The organism is Acinetobacter corruptisaponis (assembly GCF_030053775.1).
GTDB classification, from domain to species: Bacteria; Pseudomonadota; Gammaproteobacteria; order Pseudomonadales; family Moraxellaceae; genus Acinetobacter; species Acinetobacter corruptisaponis.
In genome coordinates this window covers 3635948-3655336 of the sequence record NZ_CP125669.1, presented here as the reverse complement: position 1 = coordinate 3655336, position 19389 = coordinate 3635948, and the positions used below count along the sequence as shown (strand labels likewise).

General features: G+C 42.6%; 18 protein-coding genes. 5 read left to right on the top strand and 13 right to left on the bottom strand.

Annotation, left to right across the window (positions count from 1 at the left end; translation table 11 throughout):
• Positions 1–20: 20 nt before the first annotated feature.
• The 4 genes from QLH32_RS17305 to QLH32_RS17290 form a co-directional block, all read right to left on the bottom strand.
• Positions 21–755 (bottom strand): proteasome-type protease, encoded by a 735-nt coding sequence (locus tag QLH32_RS17305; RefSeq protein WP_267979033.1) that lies wholly within the window; start codon positions 753–755, stop codon positions 21–23.
• 16 nt (positions 756–771) lie between these two features.
• Positions 772–1551, bottom strand: coding sequence for a transglutaminase family protein (locus QLH32_RS17300; protein WP_267979032.1), 780 nt, complete (start codon positions 1549–1551; stop codon positions 772–774).
• Positions 1548–2150, bottom strand: a complete 603-nt coding sequence (locus QLH32_RS17295; RefSeq protein ID WP_283267264.1) for an alpha-E domain-containing protein — start codon at positions 2148–2150, stop codon at positions 1548–1550. The genes QLH32_RS17300 and QLH32_RS17295 overlap by 4 nt, the downstream gene beginning before the upstream one ends.
• A 91-nt stretch (positions 2151–2241) precedes the next feature.
• Positions 2242–3804: a circularly permuted type 2 ATP-grasp protein gene (locus QLH32_RS17290; RefSeq protein WP_283267263.1), complete on the bottom strand. Its 1563-nt coding sequence runs from the start codon at positions 3802–3804 to the stop codon at positions 2242–2244.
• A gap of 478 nt (positions 3805–4282) precedes the next feature.
• Here QLH32_RS17290 and QLH32_RS17285 point away from each other — a divergent pair, with 478 nt between their 5' ends.
• Positions 4283–5284 (top strand): helix-turn-helix transcriptional regulator, encoded by a 1002-nt coding sequence (locus tag QLH32_RS17285; protein ID WP_267979029.1) that lies wholly within the window; start codon positions 4283–4285, stop codon positions 5282–5284.
• 13 nt (positions 5285–5297) lie between these two features.
• Here QLH32_RS17285 and QLH32_RS17280 read toward each other — a convergent pair whose 3' ends face one another.
• From QLH32_RS17280 to gap, 6 genes are all read right to left on the bottom strand, one after another.
• Positions 5298–5573 (bottom strand): DksA/TraR family C4-type zinc finger protein, encoded by a 276-nt coding sequence (locus QLH32_RS17280; RefSeq protein WP_279960341.1) that lies wholly within the window; start codon positions 5571–5573, stop codon positions 5298–5300.
• Positions 5574–6090: 517 nt separating this feature from the next.
• Entirely contained in the window at positions 6091–7410 is a 1320-nt protein-coding gene (locus QLH32_RS17275; protein ID WP_283267262.1) for an adenylosuccinate synthase, read from the bottom strand.
• Between the two features lie 61 nt (positions 7411–7471).
• The gene (locus QLH32_RS17270; protein WP_283267260.1) at positions 7472–8638 is read right to left on the bottom strand and encodes an ATP phosphoribosyltransferase regulatory subunit; all 1167 of its coding nucleotides are present in this window, start codon (positions 8636–8638) and stop codon (positions 7472–7474) included.
• Positions 8639–8834: 196 nt separating this feature from the next.
• Positions 8835–9890 (bottom strand): carboxypeptidase regulatory-like domain-containing protein, encoded by a 1056-nt coding sequence (locus tag QLH32_RS17265; RefSeq protein ID WP_283267259.1) that lies wholly within the window; start codon positions 9888–9890, stop codon positions 8835–8837.
• A gap of 270 nt (positions 9891–10160) precedes the next feature.
• A complete protein-coding gene (locus QLH32_RS17260; RefSeq protein ID WP_283267258.1) occupies positions 10161–10475 on the bottom strand; it encodes a hypothetical protein in 315 nt (104 codons plus the stop codon).
• 24 nt (positions 10476–10499) lie between these two features.
• The gene (gene gap, locus QLH32_RS17255) at positions 10500–11537 is read right to left on the bottom strand and encodes a type I glyceraldehyde-3-phosphate dehydrogenase (protein ID WP_283267256.1); all 1038 of its coding nucleotides are present in this window, start codon (positions 11535–11537) and stop codon (positions 10500–10502) included.
• Positions 11538–11719: 182 nt separating this feature from the next.
• Between gap and alaS the strand changes: the two genes are divergently transcribed.
• The 3 genes from alaS to csrA all read left to right on the top strand — a co-directional run bounded on the left by alaS (position 11720) and on the right by csrA (position 16499).
• A complete protein-coding gene (alaS, locus tag QLH32_RS17250) occupies positions 11720–14368 on the top strand; it encodes an alanine--tRNA ligase (RefSeq protein ID WP_283267255.1) in 2649 nt (882 codons plus the stop codon).
• A gap of 67 nt (positions 14369–14435) precedes the next feature.
• Entirely contained in the window at positions 14436–15716 is a 1281-nt protein-coding gene (locus tag QLH32_RS17245; protein ID WP_283267254.1) for an aspartate kinase, read from the top strand.
• Positions 15717–16235: 519 nt separating this feature from the next.
• Entirely contained in the window at positions 16236–16499 is a 264-nt protein-coding gene (gene csrA, locus QLH32_RS17240; RefSeq protein WP_004799412.1) for a carbon storage regulator CsrA, read from the top strand.
• Positions 16500–16579: 80 nt separating this feature from the next.
• On the opposite strand, the gene rnhB is transcribed toward csrA, so the two are convergent.
• Together rnhB and QLH32_RS17230 are read right to left on the bottom strand one after the other, a co-directional pair.
• Entirely contained in the window at positions 16580–17146 is a 567-nt protein-coding gene (rnhB, locus tag QLH32_RS17235; protein ID WP_333660929.1) for a ribonuclease HII, read from the bottom strand.
• 40 nt (positions 17147–17186) lie between these two features.
• Positions 17187–17570, bottom strand: a complete 384-nt coding sequence (locus QLH32_RS17230) for a hypothetical protein (protein ID WP_267979021.1) — start codon at positions 17568–17570, stop codon at positions 17187–17189.
• Positions 17571–17785: 215 nt separating this feature from the next.
• On the opposite strand from QLH32_RS17230, the gene QLH32_RS17225 reads away from it, so the two are divergent.
• Entirely contained in the window at positions 17786–18340 is a 555-nt protein-coding gene (locus QLH32_RS17225) for a cytochrome b (protein ID WP_267979020.1), read from the top strand.
• 44 nt (positions 18341–18384) lie between these two features.
• Here QLH32_RS17225 and QLH32_RS17220 read toward each other — a convergent pair whose 3' ends face one another.
• A complete protein-coding gene (locus tag QLH32_RS17220) occupies positions 18385–19383 on the bottom strand; it encodes an adenosine deaminase (RefSeq protein ID WP_283267251.1) in 999 nt (332 codons plus the stop codon).
• Positions 19384–19389 lie beyond the last annotated feature (6 nt).

Below are 19389 nucleotides of genomic sequence, written 5' to 3'. Positions count from 1 at the left end.
ATTATGCCTGTCTTTGCTGACTAGACCCAATAATCTTCTGTTGGTTTTGGTAATTCCTGCAAACCACGGCGCAAGGTATCAGACCACTGTTTACTAATTTGGGTAAAGTAAGGATCTTCCTCACTGATACGCTTGCCCCCTGGAATCACAAAACTGTCTTTATGGTAGACCACCACATCCAGAGGCAACCCAACTGAAACATTTGAACGTAAGGTGGAATCAAAGGAAATGAGCGTGCAACGCAAGGCATCATCAAGCGGCATGGTGTAATGCAGAGCACGGTCTAAAATTGGCTTGCCATATTTACTTTCACCAATCTGGAAATATGGGGTATCTGTTGTCGCACAGATAAAATTGCCTTGTGGATAGACATTATAAAGCTGCATTTCCTCACCCTGAATCTGCCCACACACCAGAATACTACACGAGTAGTTCATCTGTTCCTGCGTATCCGTCGTGATGTCTTCCAATACCTTACGCAAGGTTTTACCCACCAGTTCAGCAACTTCAAACATGGTATTCGCACTATACAAATTCGGTTCTTGATGCAGAGCCAACGCATTTTGCAAATGTCCAATCACCGCCTGTGTGGTGGCTAAATTGCCCGCAGTCTGCAAGGCGATAAAACGCTCGTTTTCAACACCAAATGTATGCAGTTTACGGAATACAGAAATATGATCGACCCCAGCATTGGTTCGTGTATCACTAATCAATACCAAACCCTGCTCCAATCTTAATGCACAACAATAGGTCATCTTTCTCTCTTCACACTCAACAAGCCAAAACCTGAACACTGGATGTCATACTTTCAACACCACCCTGTTCACGCACCCCCCGTACGGGTGCAACATCCAGATAATCACGACCGATTGCGACATAGATATGACTTTTGGGCGTAAATATCTGGTTACTGATATCAAAACAATACCATTCATTTTCCACAAAAACTTCTGCCCATGCATGACTGGCAAGGTGTGGCTGGTTTTGGTCATATAAATAACCAGACACATAACGGGCTGGTAATTGTAACGCACGACACATGGCGATGAACACATGCGCATGGTCCTGACACACCCCCTGCCCAGCATAAAATGAATCTATTGCAGAAGTCGTTACAGATGTACTTTCAGGCTGGTAAGGGATGTGCTGTAAAATCTGCTCTGCTAATAAAATAAGGTGGTGGCGGTCTTTCACTTTTACAATCGTCTGGGCAAAATCCCGCATCATCAAATCACAACAGGTCATTTTTGTGCCCTGTAAAAACAATATTGGTGAAACACCAGTGTCCACATAACCTAGCTCAGTATCATACAAATCAACAACACCCTGCGCCATAATGGTGAGGTAATGGTAATCATGTCGCTGGGTTGCCGTGATCCATAGGTTATTAAAGGCATCACGTTTGCTGGCATGTTGTCCTGGAACGCTAATATGCCAGGACTCAACCAACTGGTGCCGTGAACTTTGCGGTATCATTTTAATCGACTGCACACTATTTCGTGCAGCCTGCGTATAATGATAATGCGTTTGGTGATTCACCATCAGTTTCATGCGAACGCCTCAAATTGATTTTCCAGTTTATAGGTAAATGCATAAAACTGGTTCAAGTCAGGTTGAGTTTTCAATATTTTCCAACTTGGTTGCAAGTCCTCCCAACCTAAATGAAATAACCGTTCAATCACTGGATCAATCGTATCCAGCACATCATGAATATTATGCTGAAACCGAAAATAGGTATCGATTTGCTCCATACCCTGTCCAATATGGAAAAATAAGGAAATATCCTCTTGCTCTGTTTTCAGGGTTGAACAACTTTCCTTTACGATGTTCTGGATAGTTGCCACATCAGGTATAACATTTTTTATTAGATGGTTCAGTTCGGCATAAGTTTCAGAACTCAATAGTCCCCTCAGTTCCTGAATATTATCCCGAGCAATCTCAAGCTGGCTCATCAAGGAATATGGCTGCTGCCGATCCAGCATAAATTGGTTCAAACTTTCGGCATCATCAATATGCAGACACAATGCCTGTGCAAATCCTGCCGCCTGTTGGTCATCTGTAAAGGGTAAATGACTCACCATATACTCAATACGAAATAAATAACGACCTAACCAATATATATGTTGAGCACTTGAGCTAAGTAAAAGCATAAATATCCTCCCTTATTAATCATAAATTCCTGTGAAATACCCCACTACACACAAAGGATATGTGCAGTGTTATCGCTGCTTAGGAAAGATGTTAGGAGTGCAGCGATTCCACCACCCAGGTATCCTTAATGCCACCACCCTGAGAAGAGTTGACCACCAGCGAACCTGCCTGCATGGCCACACGTGTTAATCCCCCTGGCACAATTTCAGTACGGTAAGGTGAACTCAATACAAATGGGCGTAAATCAATATGTCGCTCAGCAACGCCCTCTATGGTCAATGTCGGTGCAACTGACAGTGCCAAGGTTGGCTGTGCAATATATAAATGTGGGGTCTGCATGATTTTCTGCCTGAATTGCTCAATTTGCTGTTGATCTGCCTGAGGGCCAATCAACATGCCATATCCACCAGAACCCTGCGCCTCCTTAACCACCAGTTTTTCCAGATTGTTGAGCACATAATCCAGTTGTTCACTGTCTCGGCATTGATAGGTTGGCACATTGCTCAAGATAGGGTTTTCACCCAGATAATACTGAATCATTTGGTCAACATAAGGGTAGATCGACTTGTCATCGGCAACCCCTGTTCCTGGTGCATTGGCAATCACCACATTGTTCTGTAGATAGGCTGACATCAAACCCGCCACACCAAGCGTACTGTCAGCACGGAATACCAGTGGGTCTAGAAAGTCATCATCCACACGGCGATAGATCACATCCACCTGCTGGCGGCCGCGAATGGTTTTTGCAAAGACCTGGTCATTCTCAACAAAAAGATCACGGCTTGTCACCAGCGGCACATCCATTTCACGCGCCAAAAAGGCGTGTTCATAGTAGGCACTGTTAAAACGGCCTGGGGTCAGCACCACAATAAAGGGCTGGTCAACATAGGCATTCTCTTCCAGAATTGCCCTTAATAAAGTTGGGTATTGTTCAATCCCCTGTAAATTATTGCTGCTGCACAAATCAGGCATCAGTTTTTGGCTGATTTTTCGGCTTTCCAGCATATAAGATACCCCTGATGGCGTTCTTAAATTGTCCTCAAGCACAAAGAAATCACCCCGCCCATCCCGAATAATGTCGATGCCACTGATTTGTGAATAAACCTTGCCTTTAAGATGATGCCTGAGCATATGCGGCTGAAAGGCTTCATGTGCCATCACCTGATGTGCGGGAATCAACCCATCCTTAAGAATGTTTTGTTCATGGTAAATGTCATCCAGAAATAGATTCAGCGCCTTAACACGTTGTGCACAGCCTGATGATATTTTCTCCCATTGTTTTTTCTCAATGACACGCGGGATTAAGTCATAAGGAATGGTCCGCTCTGTTCCTTCCTGATCCCCATACACATTAAAGGTGATGCCCTGATACAAAAAATGCTGCTTTGCCTGAGCACCCAGAACTTTTAACTCATCAAGGCTACGGATACTTAACCATTGTTCAATCTTTTTTGATGCCTCTCCGTTAAAGCTTTTATCATCCAGCATTTCATTAAAAAACTGTGATTTGAGTTGTTCAAACAGATTGGTGGTAATACTGCTCAGCTCTGGAATATCTGGAATAAATGTGGACGAATGTACCGAAACCGCTGCCGTTTGATCTGGAGAATAATAATCTGTACTGATATTTAGATTGTGTTCTTGTTCTGACATAGAAACCTCATCTCATCATTTATCTATTAGGGTCTGTTGACGTTTCAGCGATGCATTGCGTTATCGGCTAAAATAACGCAAACAAGGCATGAAACGCAGGCAATGGCGACTCCCTTGTCAAGTTTCATAACGAAGTTTGGGGCAGTTTTAGCCATAACCCTTTGGGACAGGGACATTTTTTGCTGCTACTGCGTTATGTCTTGCTCATTTAGAATGGCTAAATTTCGCAAAACATGCCTTGTATCAGCTAAAAAATGTCCTCTGTCGCAAGCACCCATGAAATGTCACCAGACCCTATGAATAAGCAATTTCAATGCCACTTATATAAAATGATCATTTTTGAAGCAGTTTTAAAAGTTTTAAGCAAATCTGCATTGGTTTCAGTCGTAAATACGTAATCTAAATGTGATGTACTTGCTAAATAACGGGAGTTTTTTTATTGTGTCAGCTCTAGCTCATTGAATTGCATATTACGCCTATGTCATCCATACAAGAAAAAGAAACGTCAAATAGCCTTTATCGTCAATGGCAAATCTTGTCCCGCCTTTCTACGGGTAAATGGATGGGTACACGTGAATTGCAGGAAATTCTGGAGCGTGAGGGTATTGAGATTAGTCTGCGTACCATTCAGCGTGATTTAAACCAGATTGCACAACGCTTTCCCATTGAAAGCAATAAAACGGTTCCGCAAGGCTGGCGCTGGCGTTCAGACGCGCCCATCCAGAGTTTGCCGCACATGACGAGCTCACAGGCGGTCACCTTTATGATGGTGGAAGAACATTTACGCCATTTGCTTCCACCCAGCTTGCTTGAAGAAATGATGCCGTGGTTCGACTTGGCAAAACGTAGTCTTTCCACACAAAACAATGTCAGACAATGGATCAACCGTGTGCGTATTGTTCCAGCGACACAGCCGCTCATTCCACCAATTGTGGATAAACATGCACAACAGGCAATTTATGAGGGACTGTTACAGGACAAGCAAATTGAGTGTATCTATCGTGCCAGAACCCATCAGGGAGAAGATAAAACCTATATCCTCAATCCTCTGGCACTGGTACAAAAAGGTGCAGTGATTTATTTAATCTGTACCAGAAATGATAAAACTGAAGTGCAAACTTTTGCCCTGCACCGTTTTAAGGCAGCCACGGTTCTGGATAGTCGGGCACTGCATCCTGTCAATTTTGATATTGATCATTACATTGACTCAGGCGCACTGGGTTTCCGTGTGGATTACAGCAAACCAACTGAACAAATTCAATTAAAGCTGACCATGACGGAAAATACAGCCAAAAGCTTTTATGAAAGTCAGCTCAGTAAAGACCAGACCATTACGGCACTAGAGGAAAATATTGTTGAAGTGAGCGCAACTGTTCCCTTTACGTCTCAACTGGTGTGGTGGTTACGCAGCTTTGGTAAAAAGCTGCTCAATATTGAACCAAGCGTTGTATATAATGCTGTGAAAGAGATAGAAGATTAACAAGGCAAAAGATTTAACGTAATTGGCTATCCTTACTTCCCCGCCGATTAAATAGTTCCAGTGCCTTACTCTTTTCCTCAAGTTGTTGCTGGCAACGAATACAATATTTCACGCCTTTCATCACTTCACGGCGGGCTTGAGGAATGGGCTCGCCACATTCTTCACAATATAATGCGGCTTCTCCATCTTCATTATGAGAAAGACCTTGTCTTGCTTTTGCAATCGCATCATGAATTGTTGCATCAATCTGCTCCTGCTCTGCACCGTCACGCGCCCAACCACCTGCCATTGCTGATCCCGTTTCATTTTTATATCTTGTCAATTTAAAATTCTAAGACCATTTTATTTAGCTCACAATACGATTATTTATACTGATCACAACTGCTGTGCTATCCACTCCAAAGCACAGGAGTTTTTATTTTTAGAAAAAATAAGGGAATCAATAGATTCCCCTAGATTTCTTATTCGTTTTTTATTTAACATTTAGGATTATTCTTATTGTATTAAAATGTTCAAACCAATTCCTTTCCCCGCCTGATCAGAACTGGTTTGTACCCTTTTAATCGCCTTGATACAATCTAACATTGGCATGCCAGTTCATATCCATTATAGCGAATCGTTTTTTTCGTCATGGTTAAAACCCTCTTTGTTTGAACGTAGAGTTAATATAACGGGGATTTTCCATGCTGTGAAATAACAATGACTGGAATAAAAAGCTGATTTTTTGCTAGAGCTTTTTGCTATATAAATCCATAAAAATAAAAAAGCCCCTTTTAAAAAGAGGCTTTTGACGTTATCTATTCAGTTTAAGCTGAAAATGGATGACGTAAAATAATGGTTTCTGCACGGTCTGGGCCCGTTGAGATAATGTCAATTGGACACTCAATGAGCTGCTCAAGACGTTTCACATAAGCCAAGGCATTTGCAGGAAGCTGGTCAACCTGAGTCAGGCCAACAGTCGATTCACTCCAGCCAGGCATAGTTTCATAAATCGGCTTTAAGCTTTCAAATGAAACTGCATCAGAAGAACCTGCACATCCTGAATCCACATCTTCATAACCTACACAGATCTTGATCTCTTCCAAACCATCCAGAACATCAAGCTTGGTTAGGCAGATACCAGACAACGAATTCACTTCAACTGAACGGCGTAGAATTTCCGCATCGAACCAACCGCAACGACGTTGACGACCAGTAGACGCACCAAATTCATGACCTACTGTACCCAAATGACGACCAATCGCATCACCTGTATCTGTCGCAGCATCATAATGCAATTCAGTTGGGAATGGGCCAGCACCTACACGTGTTGTGTAGGCTTTCGTAATACCCAATACATAGTCTAAATGTAAAGGACCCATACCTGAACCAGAGCTTACGCCACCCGCAGTTGTATTCGAACTGGTTACATATGGATAGGTACCATGATCGATGTCGAGCAATGAACCTTGTGCGCCTTCAAACATAATTGCCTTACCCTCTTTACGGTAATCATGCAACACTTTGGTCACATCAATCACCAACGGGGCAAGAACTTCACGCCATTCGTTGCAAAGTGCCAACACATCTTCAAACTTAACTTCTTCAACGCCATAGAATTGAGAAAGTTGGAAGTTATGCAGCTCAAGCATTTCCTTGAGTTTTTCTTCCAAATTAGCGCCACCACGAACCAAGTCTGCAACGCGTACCGCACGACGGGCAACTTTATCTTCGTATGCTGGGCCAATGCCACGACCTGTTGTACCAATCTTGGCATTACCACGTTTTTTCTCACGGGCCTGATCAAGCGCAATATGGTTTGGCAGAATCAACGGACAGTTTGGAGAAATACGCAGGCGCTCTTTTACAGGTACACCTTCCTCTTCCAGAATCGCCATTTCCTTGATCAGTGCTTCAGGAGAAAGAACAACACCATTGCCAATTAAGCACAATACGTTGTCACGTAAAATACCTGATGGAATGAGGTGTAATACAGTCTTCTTACCACCGACCACAAGCGTATGTCCCGCATTGTGTCCGCCTTGATAACGTACGACCGCAGCCGCTTGATCTGTGAGCAGGTCGACGATCTTGCCTTTACCTTCATCGCCCCATTGGGTACCAAGTACCACAACATTTTTGCCCATAATAGCCTCATTACATCATGCTGTTAGAATTGGAAACCAAGTTGTTTTTTCAACTCGGCAATTAAATTTTTTCAATGATCCATTGCCCATTTTGCAACACCATTTGATGGGTCGCATAAGGCACTGAACTTAACTCATCATTACCCAACAACTGCACCACACGCGAACCATTCGCGCGAGCATCAGCAATTGCATTTAATAGGTCTTGTTGATTACCTTTGGGAGCGACTACAGTCTCAATTTCAGCGAACTGTGTAGCACCCAGCGCATATAAGTCACAACTAAAGCCTGTGGCTGGACGCGCACGGCCAAAGTGTTCACCAATACCATCATAACGTCCACCCTGTGCAAGCGGCGCAGCGCGATTTGGCGCATAAATGGCATACATCAGACCCGTATGATAGTGATAACTACGCAGTTCAATGACATCTATACCAATATTCAGGTTAGACCAACGAGATCGTATTTCTGCAAAAGTTGTTTTCAGTGCATCAAACGCATTTTTAAAATCAGTATCATTTAAAATGTCCTGACTCAAGTGGGCCTGTAATGCATCAAGGTCACTTGCATAACGACCAAGTGCATAGAAATCCGCACCCATTGTCAGGTCTTTGGTAAATGCTTCCAGCTCTGGCAATGCCTTACGTTGATATAAATCAGAAAGCTGGCTTTCAGTGTTTTTATTTAAACCAGCACGTTTCACCAAACTACGGAATAAACCGACATGACCTAAATCCAGATGAACACCTTGCAAACTGCCAGTTTTCTCCAACAGCCCCAGCATGACATCAATCATTTCCACATCGGCTTCGATGCTGTCATGGCCATAAAGCTCAGCACCCAACTGCAAAGGTGCGCGTGTTGCATTAAAATTCTGTGGTTTGGTATGCAGCACTGTACCTGCATAGCAGTAACGGGCAACGCCTTCAATTGGGCGAACATGCGCATCGATACGGGCGACCTGTGGAGTCATATCCGCGCGTACACCAAGCAAGCGGCCTGAAAGCTGGTCAATCACCTTGAATGTGACCAAGTCTAAATCTTGATTGGATTCTGAAAGTGAAGACAACGATTCGATGTATTCAATAAATGGAGTATATACCAGTTGATACCCTCGAACAGCGAGGAAATCTAAAGCTTCCCGACGCAGGGTTTCAACCATTTGCGCTTGTTCGGGTAATACATCTGCTACCCCGTCAGGGAGCAACCATGTCTCTGAAATGGTCATGTTTCAAACCTAAAATCTGTTTAATGTGGAGGCATCCACATAAAAGCAACCACATAAAAAAATCGGGTGAATGCCCGATTCAGCATAGTGTAACATGAAGATTTCTATGATGCACCTGAGAATTTTAGTAAATCCCGCATAAAAATAGGCAACCCAAATGATTGCCTAAAATCAATTCCAAGTTTTTTAAATTTGATTATGCTGGGCTATACTCGTACTTAATGCTATATGAAATACTACCAACTGGAGAAGCAATCGTTGCATTAATATTGCCTACTGTCCCATTAAAACTGCAAGAGTTGATGGTAAATTGCCCCTGTTCTTTTAATGCTTTCATTACATCATCAGAAGCACAGAATTGATCATTATTGTCTGGTTTTGGAATATTTTGAATATTAACGACTGTCGCCACTCCCATAACAGTGGTTGTTGTTTTCAAATTATAGTTTCCTGATGGAATGTTTGGATTATTATTACTATTTAAATCAACAACAAGTTTTAGACCTGTTGTATCAACACTATAATTCCATGCAAAAGGCTGACCATTTACAACATACTGGACATTACAGTTATAAGTGCTACCAATCCCTGTACATTTAGTATTTAAGCCATTGATCTTCACTTGATCCAAAACTTTATCTAAACCCATAGAGTTTGCAGTAAACGCTGTTTTAAAGATGTCTGGATAGCCTTTTGTTGTATCTACATTTGCATCAAATACAGTTTTTAAGTTTGCAACAACTTCTTTAGCTGCCTGATTAATCGCAGCATTCATTTCATTAGTAGTACTGTCTTTAGCCAGTTTTGCCCAATTGGTATAAATTTCTGCCAATGAGTTGTAATCACGTGTTTCATCCGCTTTGTTGGCAGCCAAAATTGCCTGTGTGGTTAATTGAGTTACATTGACATTACCAGCAGCCGAAGCATAGGAATATAAGGTAATCTGGGATTCACCTGTACCTTTAGTTGCCTTTAATAAATAAGGTGCTCCCTTTTCAACATCAATGCTGAATTTACCATCTGTCCCTGCAACAACTGATTTAGTTGTGCCATTTTTATTGACCACTTCAATATTCGCACCAGCCAGAGCAGCTCCAGTTGCAGCAGTACCTGTAAGCTTTTCGGTTGTCGTTTGTTGCTGTCCAGAATTATTACTGGATGAGTTGTCATCATCATTACACCCCGCAACCATGACAACAGCACTCAATAAAGCTGAGCATATTGCAGTACGTTTTAAAGTTGTTTTATTCATTATCAGACATCCCTATGTGTTTTTCGATCAATGCTTTATGAAGCACAAATTCATCATAATGAGCGTTCTAAATACACATCAAGTGGGATTGTAATCAAAACGGATAGTTAAAAAATATTTAACCATCCAACAAAAATTAATAATTGTTTTTTATAGATTTTATGTATTGGAATATATTGCTTATTTTTTTTAAATTTGTATCAAAATATTTAATAAAAACAAATAGTTATACATATTAATTTGTCAATCCCCTATTTAAGGGGGACAAATTTAGGGCATATTTTTCCCATTTTTAACAACCACTTCCAAAACATTGACCAACTCAACATTTTGCTTTTCCAACGCGGCAATGTTTGCAACGGTCCGATCCAACACTTCTTGCTGGACGTGCATTTTCTTTGCCAAATCCTGCATAATCTCCAGACTCTTTTTAAGGTGGGATTCCAGATGCAGGACTTTTTCTTCCAGATACAATACTTGCGGATCAGTAGCAGGTTGCTGTTTATTTTTAAACTGAAACCAAAACAAGAAAGTAACTGCAATCAATAACAGACCAATAAAACCCCAAATCAACATCAATATCATTCCGCTCTCCAAATCCGTTGTTATTTATTTAATATTTTTTGAATCAAATGATTCACATAAATCAAGTAAGCGATTCGCATAACCCCATTCATTATCATACCACGCAAAGACCTTGGCCTGATGTCCAACCACCATGGTCTGGGTTAAATCTACAATTAAGGAATATGGCGAGTGGTTAAAGTCGCTTGAAACAAGGTCTTCATCTGTGACCTGCATAATCTGGGCATAATCCAATTGTGCAGCCTTAGTCAGGACTTCATTGACTTTATGTACGGTAATAGGTGACTGGGAAATAAAAGTCAGGTCAATCGCTGCAACATTAATTGTAGGAACACGAATGGAATAACCATCAATACGGTTTTCCATTTTCGGCATCACCTGTTTTAATGCACCTAATGCACTGGATGTGGTTGGAATAATATTTTGTCCCGACGCACGCGCACGACGCAAATCACGATGGGCATGATCAAGCACAGATTGATCCGCAGTGACCGCATGGATTTCAGTCATCAATGCTGTTTCAATACCAAAGGCATCATCAATAATTTTCACCAATGGCACCAAAGCCTGTGTGGTACAGGACACACTGGAAATAATCTGGTCTGTAGCTTTGACTTCGGCATGATTAACACCATACACAATTGCGGCATCAACAGAGTCAAAAGGCGCTGCCCCAATAATCACCCGCTTTGCCCCTGCCTGTATATGACGGGTTGCATCGGCTCTGGAACGAAACAATCCTGTACATTCCAGTACCACATCAATATTCAGATCTTTCCAGGGAAGTTGTTCTGGCTGGGCCTGTTTCAGTACCTGTAAATGTAAATGACGCTGATTGGACTGAATATTCAAGAAAATCTGTTCATCTTCTATCTGGATTTCAACCTGACCTGCAAAACGCCCATGTGTGGTGTCATACTTAAATAAATGTGCCAGTGTCTGAACATCAGCAATATCGTTAATTGCGACAATTTCAAACTGGAATTGTTTGGGATTTTCAAACCATGCCCGTAGCACATTGCGGCCAATTCGGCCAAATCCATTAATCGCGATACGTTGCATGTGGCGCCCTTAATTCATCAAAACATCATCTTTTCTATGCTATATGGTAAAACATGCAAGCCAGCATTGAATATAGATTTTTAGCCTAAACACAGTTTTATCTAAGATTGCTTGTAAAATCGTTGGTCGGGCACACATTTTCCGCTATAATTTAGCACTTTCAAAATTATGGACGCTTGGTTGTGAGTACTCGTTTTATGACATCCGCTGAAATCCGTGAAGCATTTTTGCGTTACTTTGAATCGCAAGGGCATACACGTGTCGCTTCGAGTTCTCTTGTCCCTGCCAACGATCCAACCTTACTGTTTACCAATGCTGGTATGAACCAGTTTAAAGATTGTTTCCTGGGTTTAGAAAAGCGCGATTACGTGCGTGCCGTTTCATCACAGAAATGTGTGCGTGCTGGCGGTAAGCACAATGACCTAGATAATGTCGGTTATACCGCACGTCACCACACATTCTTTGAAATGTTGGGCAACTTCTCTTTTGGTGATTATTTCAAGCGTGATGCGCTCAAGTTTGCATGGGATTTCCTCACTAGCAAACAATGGCTGGCGCTGCCTAAAGAGCGTCTGTATGTCACGGTTTACCATACCGATGATGAAGCATTTGATATCTGGAACAAAGAAATTGGTATCGATGCTGAACGCATTATCCGTATTGGTGACAATAAAGGCGGTCAATACGCTTCCGACAACTTCTGGGCGATGGGCGATACAGGTCCATGCGGTCCTTGTTCTGAAATTTTCTATGATCACGGCGACCACATCTGGGGTGGCTTACCAGGGACACCTGAAGAAGATGGCGACCGTTTCATTGAAATCTGGAACAACGTTTTCATGCAGTTCAACCGTACTGCGGATGGTGTGATGCACCCTCTTCCAGCACCTTCTGTTGATACAGGTATGGGCTTGGAACGTATTTCTGCGGTATTGCAACACGTCAATTCAAACTACGAAATTGACCTGTTCCAACACCTGTTAAAAGCTGCGGCTGACATCATTGGTATTGAAGATCAAGGCCAGCCATCTTTACGTGTAGTTGCCGACCATGCCCGTTCTTGCTGCTTCCTGATTGCTGATGGTGTCAATCCATCCAATGAAGGTCGTGGTTATGTATTGCGCCGTATTATTCGTCGTGCAGTCCGTCACGGTAACAAGTTAGGTGCAACAGGCACATTCTTCTACAAGATGTTACAACCGCTGATTGAAGTGATGGGTGAAGCTTACCCTGAACTTGCTGCGCGTAAAGATGTAATTGAAGCAACCTTAATTCGTGAAGAAGAACAGTTTGCCAAAACACTTGAGCAAGGTTTGAAATTGCTTGAGGGTGAACTCGCTCAGCTCAAAGGTAACGTCATTGCAGGTGAAACAGTATTTAAACTGTATGATACCTATGGCTTCCCAACTGACTTGACTGCGGATATTGCCCGTGAGCGTGACCTGACCATTGATGAAGCTGGTTTTGAAGTGGAAATGGCGGCACAACGTCAACGTGCCCGTGATGCAGGCAAGTTTGCAGTTGACTATAACAGCATTGTCAAGGTTGAGGGCGAAACCCAGTTTGATGGCTATGACGCAACTCAAGGCCAGGGTCAAATTGTTGCGATCTATAAAGATGGCGTACAGGTTGATGAAATCAACGAAGGTGATGAAGCACTGATCGTATTAAACCAAACCCCTTTCTATGCTGAAAGCGGTGGTCAAATCGGTGATACAGGACTTTTCAAGAACGATACAGGTATTTTCGAAGTTCAGGATACCAAAAAATCTGGTGGTGCATTTGTCCATCAGGGTATCGTGACCATGGGTAGCTTAAAAGCGACACAGCACGTTGAAGCAACTGTAAAAGCAGACATTCGTGCGGCAACAGCTCGCAACCACTCTGCAACGCATCTTTTACATGCCGCTTTACGTCAGATTCTAGGTTCACACGTTCAGCAAAAAGGTTCACTGGTTGCCAGCGACATTCTACGTTTTGACTTTGCCAATGACCAACCTGTTTCATTTGAACAATTGCAGCAGATCGAACGTTTGGTGAATGCCGAAGTGATTGCCAACACACCCGTTAGCACTGAATTGCTTGATATTGAGTCAGCAAAAGCCAAAGGCGCAATGATGCTGTTTGGTGAAAAGTATGGCGAAGAAGTTCGTGTACTGTCTATGGGTTCTGTAATTGAAGAGAAAAACTTCTCCATCGAGCTGTGTGGTGGTATTCACGTTAAGCGTACAGGTGATATTGGCCTATTCAAGATCACTTCCGAAAGCGGTGTGGCTGCGGGTATCCGTCGTATTGAAGCAGTTACTGGAACTAAGGCACTTGAAGTGGTCCAAAAGGTTGATACTGACATTCACAGCATCAACGCCTTGTTAAAGGCGCAGAAAGATCAAACTGTAGAGAAAGTGGAAGCGATTGTTGAAACAACTTCAAGCCTACAGAAGCAAATTGAACAACTAAACCAGAAACTGGCGAGCTTTCAGGCGGCTGACCTGCTTGATCAGGTGAAAGAAATTGCAGGTCGTCAAACCCTGATTACCACTGTACAAGGTTTAGATGCAAAATCATTACGCAACCTACATGACAGCGTAAAATCAAAATTAGATGATGCAGTCATTATTTTAGCTGGCGTTGAGGGCGATAAAGTGAGTTTAATCGCCTCCGTTGCTAAACAATATACTGCACATCTAAAAGCGGGTGACATCATCAAACATCTGGCTCAGGAGCTGGGTGGCAAAGGTGGTGGTAAACCTGACTTGGCACAAGGTGGCGCGCCACTCAACGAGAAGTTTGATCAAGTGATTGCAGCCCTGCCTGCTTGGCTTGAACAATAATAAACACTTCACTTTTTGTGTAACTGACCCTGATGCCTCTCAGGGTCATGGCTTATATGGAACAACTATGGCATTAATCGTTCAAAAATATGGCGGCACCTCTATGGGTACTCCTGAGCGCATTTTAAATGTTGCTCGTCGTGTCAAGCGCTGGCATGATCACGGTCACAAGGTGGTCGTGGTTGTGTCTGCAATGAGTGGTGAAACCAACCGCCTGCTTGCGCTTGCAAAAGCCATTACCAGCACACCTGATCCACGTGAACTTGATCAAATGGTATCAACGGGTGAACAGGTTACGATTTCCATGTTAGCAATGGCACTGAACTCGATTGGTGTGGAAGCTAAATCCTATACAGGTCGTCAGGTTGGTATCAAGACTGACAGCGCATTTACCAAAGCCCGTATTGAATCCATTGATACTGACGTTATGTCTGCTGATCTTGATGCAGGCCGTGTTCTGGTTGTTGCAGGCTTTCAAGGTTTTGATGCCGATGGCAATATCACAACTTTAGGGCGTGGGGGTTCTGATACCTCTGGTGTTGCGCTCGCTGCGGCATTAAAGGCAGATGAATGCCAGATCTATACCGATGTGGATGGTGTTTATACCACTGACCCTCGTGTTGCACCTAAAGCTAAAAAAGTGGATCGTATTTCATTTGAAGAAATGCTGGAAATGGCATCTTTGGGTTCAAAGGTTTTACAAATTCGCTCTGTTGAATTCGCAGGTAAATATCAGGTTCCATTACGCGTATTATCAAGCTTTGATAATGATGACGATGGCGCATTCGATGAAGAATTTAAACAAAACGTAGGCACACTTATTACCACTGAGGCAGAAGACGACATGGAACAACCAATTATCTCAGGTATCGCATTTAACCGTGACGAAGCAAAATTAACAATTTTGGGTGTTCCTGACGTTCCAGGTGTTGCATCCAAAATTTTGTCGCCAATCGGTGCCGCAAACATTGAAGTGGATATGATTATCCAGAATGTGGAAGAAGATGGCACAACTGATTTTACTTTCACAGTGAACCGTGGCGAGCTTGCGAAAGCGAAAAAGATTCTGGAAGAAACGGCCACAGCCATTGGCGCACGTGAAGTTGCTACACGCGACGATATCGTAAAAGTGTCCATTGTGGGTGTAGGCATGCGCTCGCATGCAGGTGTGGCAAGCAAAATGTTTACTGCACTGGCTGAAGAAGGCATCAATATCCTGATGATCTCCACTTCTGAAATCAAGATTTCAGTGATTATTGAAGAAAACTATTTAGAGCTTGCGGTACGTTGTTTACATACTGCTTTTGGTTTAGACCTTGAACATGGCGAAAGTAGTGCACGTGCTTAATATAGGGTCTGTTGACATTTCACCTTGCGAGCTTTCAGCTCTCATTGCGACAGAGGACATTTTTTAGACGGTACAAGGCATGTTTTGCGAAATTTAGTGACTCTAAATGAGCAAGACATAACGCAGTAGCGGCAAAAAATGTCCCTGTCCCGTAGGGTTATGGCTAAAACATTCCTAAACTGCGTTATAAAACTTGCCAAGGGGATCGCCATTGCCTGCGTTTCATGCCTTGTTTATGTCGTTTTAGCCTATAACGCAATACATGGTTGAAATATCAACAAACCCTTGCTGCTTAAACATATTTACTTTCAAGTAAATAGTAAAAAAATAAGAGCCACTATAGTTTTTACTACAGTGGCTCTGTTATATTAACCCATGAGGTTTTTCAGAGCATCTCAACAGAACTTACGAAAAAAAATATTGTTTTTACTTATTTCTGTTTAGATTTTTCTGTATATTAAGGCTGTGCTTTCAAACAATTCCCTGTTGCAAGTTTAAGCGTTTAGCAAGGAGATAAACATGCTGATTCTGACCCGTCGTGTCGGAGAAACATTAATGATTGGGGATCAAGTCAGTGTCACTGTGCTTGGCGTAAAAGGCAATCAGGTGCGTATTGGTGTAAATGCTCCTAAAGAGGTTTCTGTGCATCGTGAGGAAATTTACCAACGTATCCAACATGAACGTGCCATGCATGAGCATTTACAACATCTTGATCAAGATTATCAAGTTTCCTATGAAGAAGATAATAACGATTTTCCTCGACATAATAACTTTAATCGTTAATACGCAGAATTCTTCTCCAATAATTAAAGCGACTCATATTAGTCGCTTTAATTATGTTTGGAATGCGTATTTTATACCTATTATAAACCCAGTGCTTTTTTCACGGGTGCATAACTACGCCGATGCTCGTTAATAACACCATGTGCAGCAATTGCCTCAAAGTGAGCCTTGGTTGGATAGCCTTTATGTTTGGCAAACCCAAAATCAGGGTAGATTAAATCCAGAGCCTGCATTTGTCGGTCACGTGTCACTTTCGCTAAAATACTGGCAGCACTGATTTCAGCATGACTGGCATCTCCCCCAACAATAGCCTCACATGCAATGCTAATACCCTTTGGAATTTGATTACCATCCACAATGACTTTTTCTGGCTGAACGTTCAAGCTTTCGACCGCACGGCGCATGGCAAGAAACGTTGCCTGTAAGATATTCAACTCATCAATTTCAGCATGTGTTGCCTCAGCAATTGACCAGGCCAACGCTTTTTCCTGAATCTCGATAAAGAGTTTTTCACGCTTCTTTTCAGTCAGTTTCTTGGAATCATTCAGGCCCACAATCGGATTGTCTGGATCTAAAATGACCGCGGCCGCCACAACAGAACCAACCAGTGGTCCTCTTCCAGCTTCATCTACACCTGCTATTCTCATCTTCATCTCACAAAAGGCTGATCTCTCAGCCTGCTCTTTGTTATTGCACTTGTTTCAAGGTTTCAGCAACACAGGCATTCACCGTTTGTGAAACCACCTGATTGACAATTGTTGCGCGTGCGGATGGGTCAATGGCAGCGGTTGCAAGTTCAACAGCAGTTACACTGTTCGGTGCCTTGTCACTGACACAGCCACAGACATTGGTTTGGATGTTGTCACGCTGGTCAGCCGTCATATAACGTGTCGCTGTTTTCCATGCAGGCAATGTATTGATCTCATTCAGGCATTTCGCATTTACAGCGATTTTAAGCGCAGCCATACCTAACTGCTGTGAAGTTGTGGTTGCTGGACTCGTTCCATTCGGGGCAACACATCCAGATAGCGCTAAAACAAGGGGAGCAGCAATCAATAATAACTTTTTCACGATTCTTACCTGTATCTCAATTTTGTCAGGCGTATTGTGCCTAAATGGCTTATTTTATGAAATAACCCACAGTCATCTTTACATAATATAACAATTACAAATTGAGGCTTTATCGGGACTGTTGCACACATAAAACGCTCCGTTACAGCGATGCTGTATCAGTCAGAAAAAGCCCTATTTAAAATCAGTTCATTTCTAACAGCCAGGATGTTGCAATGTCAACCTCAGCACAGTATTACACCCGCACAGCACAAGTGTTGCATTGGCTCATGGCCGCTATTTTCATTATTGCCTGGCTGATTGGTTTCTATAGCGGTAATTTTCTCAGTTATGATGTGGATGGTAGTTTCAAAGGCAATGTGATTACCCTGCACAAGAATATTGCCACCACAATCATTTTTCTGGTAGTAATTCGTATTTTTTGGCGTTACACCCACCCTGCACCCAAACTGCCAGATAGCATGTCACCCATGATGAAAACACTGGCACACATTGGACATTTTCTACTTTATTTAATGTTGCTGGCCTTGCCCATCACAGGCTGTTTATTTAGCTGGAGTGCTGGCCACCCTGCACCTGTGCTGTACTTATTTGAAATTCCACGTCTGGTACAGGACAATCCCGAACTGCTTGCCATCGTCAAACCCTTGCATATTTACCTGTCATGGTTTGCTGGTTTATTGATTGCTGGACATATTCTGGCAGCCATTAAACATCATGTGATTGATAAGGATAATGTCTTGCTCAGCATGTTGAGACAACCTAAATAAAATAACAGCTATAAAAAAACCGCTTCACGCGGTTTTTTTTAAACTTAAAGCTTTTTAATCTCTGCAATCCACTTCTGCTTTTCCTGATCAGGAATAAATGATGCCTCAAAAGAGTTGATCGCAAGTTGCTTTAATTCATCATTGCTCAAGTCTAAAGCTTGCTGAATCGCAATAAAATTGTCATTCATATAACCACCAAAATAAGATGGATCATCTGAATTGACCGTGACATGCACACCTTGCTGCAACAAACGGCGAATATTATGCTCTTTCATGTCATTCACAACACACAGCTTTAAGTTGCTGAGTGGACAAACCGTTAAAGGCATTTTCTCTGCAATCAGGCGGGCCATGAGTTGCTTATCTTCCTCTGAGCGCACGCCATGATCAATACGATTCACTTTCAATAAATCCAGCGCTTCCCAGACATATTCGGGTGGCCCTTCTTCACCTGCATGTGCCACAATCAGGAACCCTGCCTCACGGGCTTTGGCAAAGACACGTTCAAACTTCGCAGGTGGATGTCCGACTTCACTTGAGTCCAGACCAACCGCAATAATCTCATCCTTAAATGGCAATGCCTGCTCAAGAGTTTCAAACGCTTTTTCTTCACTTAAATGACGCAGGAAACACATGATCAGTTGAGAACTAATCCCCAGCTTTTGCTGTGCATCCTGACAGGCACGTTTTAAGCCCGCAATCACCGTTGCAAATTCCACCCCACGCTCAGTATGCGTTTGAGGGTCGAAGAACATCTCTGTATGCACTACACGATCTTCTGCACATTTCTCAAAATATGCCCAGGCAAGATCATAAAAATCCTGCTCATATACCAGCACATTGGCGCCTGCGTAGTAGATATCCAAAAAAGACTGAAGATTATGGAAGTTATAGGCCTGCTTCACTTCTTCAACAGATTGATATGGAATCTGAATCTGGTTGCGTTGTGCGATGGCAAACATCAACTCTGGTTCAAATGTCCCTTCAATATGCACATGCAATTCAGCTTTTGGTAAAGCCTGTATCAGTTCAATTGCATTCATCATTTT

Bases quoted from the DNA above. Each gene is read 5' to 3' on its own strand.
- QLH32_RS17305 (WP_267979033.1), bottom strand. From the start codon at position 755: ATGACCTATTGTTGTGCATTAAGATTGGAGCAGGGTTTGGTATTGATT.
- QLH32_RS17300 (WP_267979032.1), bottom strand. From the start codon at position 1,551: ATGAAACTGATGGTGAATCACCAAACGCATTATCATTATACGCAGGCT.
- QLH32_RS17295 (WP_283267264.1), bottom strand. From the start codon at position 2,150: ATGCTTTTACTTAGCTCAAGTGCTCAACATATATATTGGTTAGGTCGT.
- QLH32_RS17290 (WP_283267263.1), bottom strand. From the start codon at position 3,804: ATGTCAGAACAAGAACACAATCTAAATATCAGTACAGATTATTATTCT.
- QLH32_RS17285 (WP_267979029.1), top strand. From the start codon at position 4,283: ATGTCATCCATACAAGAAAAAGAAACGTCAAATAGCCTTTATCGTCAA.
- QLH32_RS17280 (WP_279960341.1), bottom strand. From the start codon at position 5,573: ATGGCAGGTGGTTGGGCGCGTGACGGTGCAGAGCAGGAGCAGATTGAT.
- QLH32_RS17275 (WP_283267262.1), bottom strand. From the start codon at position 7,410: ATGGGCAAAAATGTTGTGGTACTTGGTACCCAATGGGGCGATGAAGGT.
- QLH32_RS17270 (WP_283267260.1), bottom strand. From the start codon at position 8,638: ATGACCATTTCAGAGACATGGTTGCTCCCTGACGGGGTAGCAGATGTA.
- QLH32_RS17265 (WP_283267259.1), bottom strand. From the start codon at position 9,890: ATGAATAAAACAACTTTAAAACGTACTGCAATATGCTCAGCTTTATTG.
- QLH32_RS17260 (WP_283267258.1), bottom strand. From the start codon at position 10,475: ATGATATTGATGTTGATTTGGGGTTTTATTGGTCTGTTATTGATTGCA.
- gap (WP_283267256.1), bottom strand. From the start codon at position 11,537: ATGCAACGTATCGCGATTAATGGATTTGGCCGAATTGGCCGCAATGTG.
- QLH32_RS17245 (WP_283267254.1), top strand. From the start codon at position 14,436: ATGGCATTAATCGTTCAAAAATATGGCGGCACCTCTATGGGTACTCCT.
- csrA (WP_004799412.1), top strand. From the start codon at position 16,236: ATGCTGATTCTGACCCGTCGTGTCGGAGAAACATTAATGATTGGGGAT.
- rnhB (WP_333660929.1), bottom strand. From the start codon at position 17,146: ATGAGAATAGCAGGTGTAGATGAAGCTGGAAGAGGACCACTGGTTGGT.
- QLH32_RS17225 (WP_267979020.1), top strand. From the start codon at position 17,786: ATGTCAACCTCAGCACAGTATTACACCCGCACAGCACAAGTGTTGCAT.
- QLH32_RS17220 (WP_283267251.1), bottom strand. From the start codon at position 19,383: ATGAATGCAATTGAACTGATACAGGCTTTACCAAAAGCTGAATTGCAT.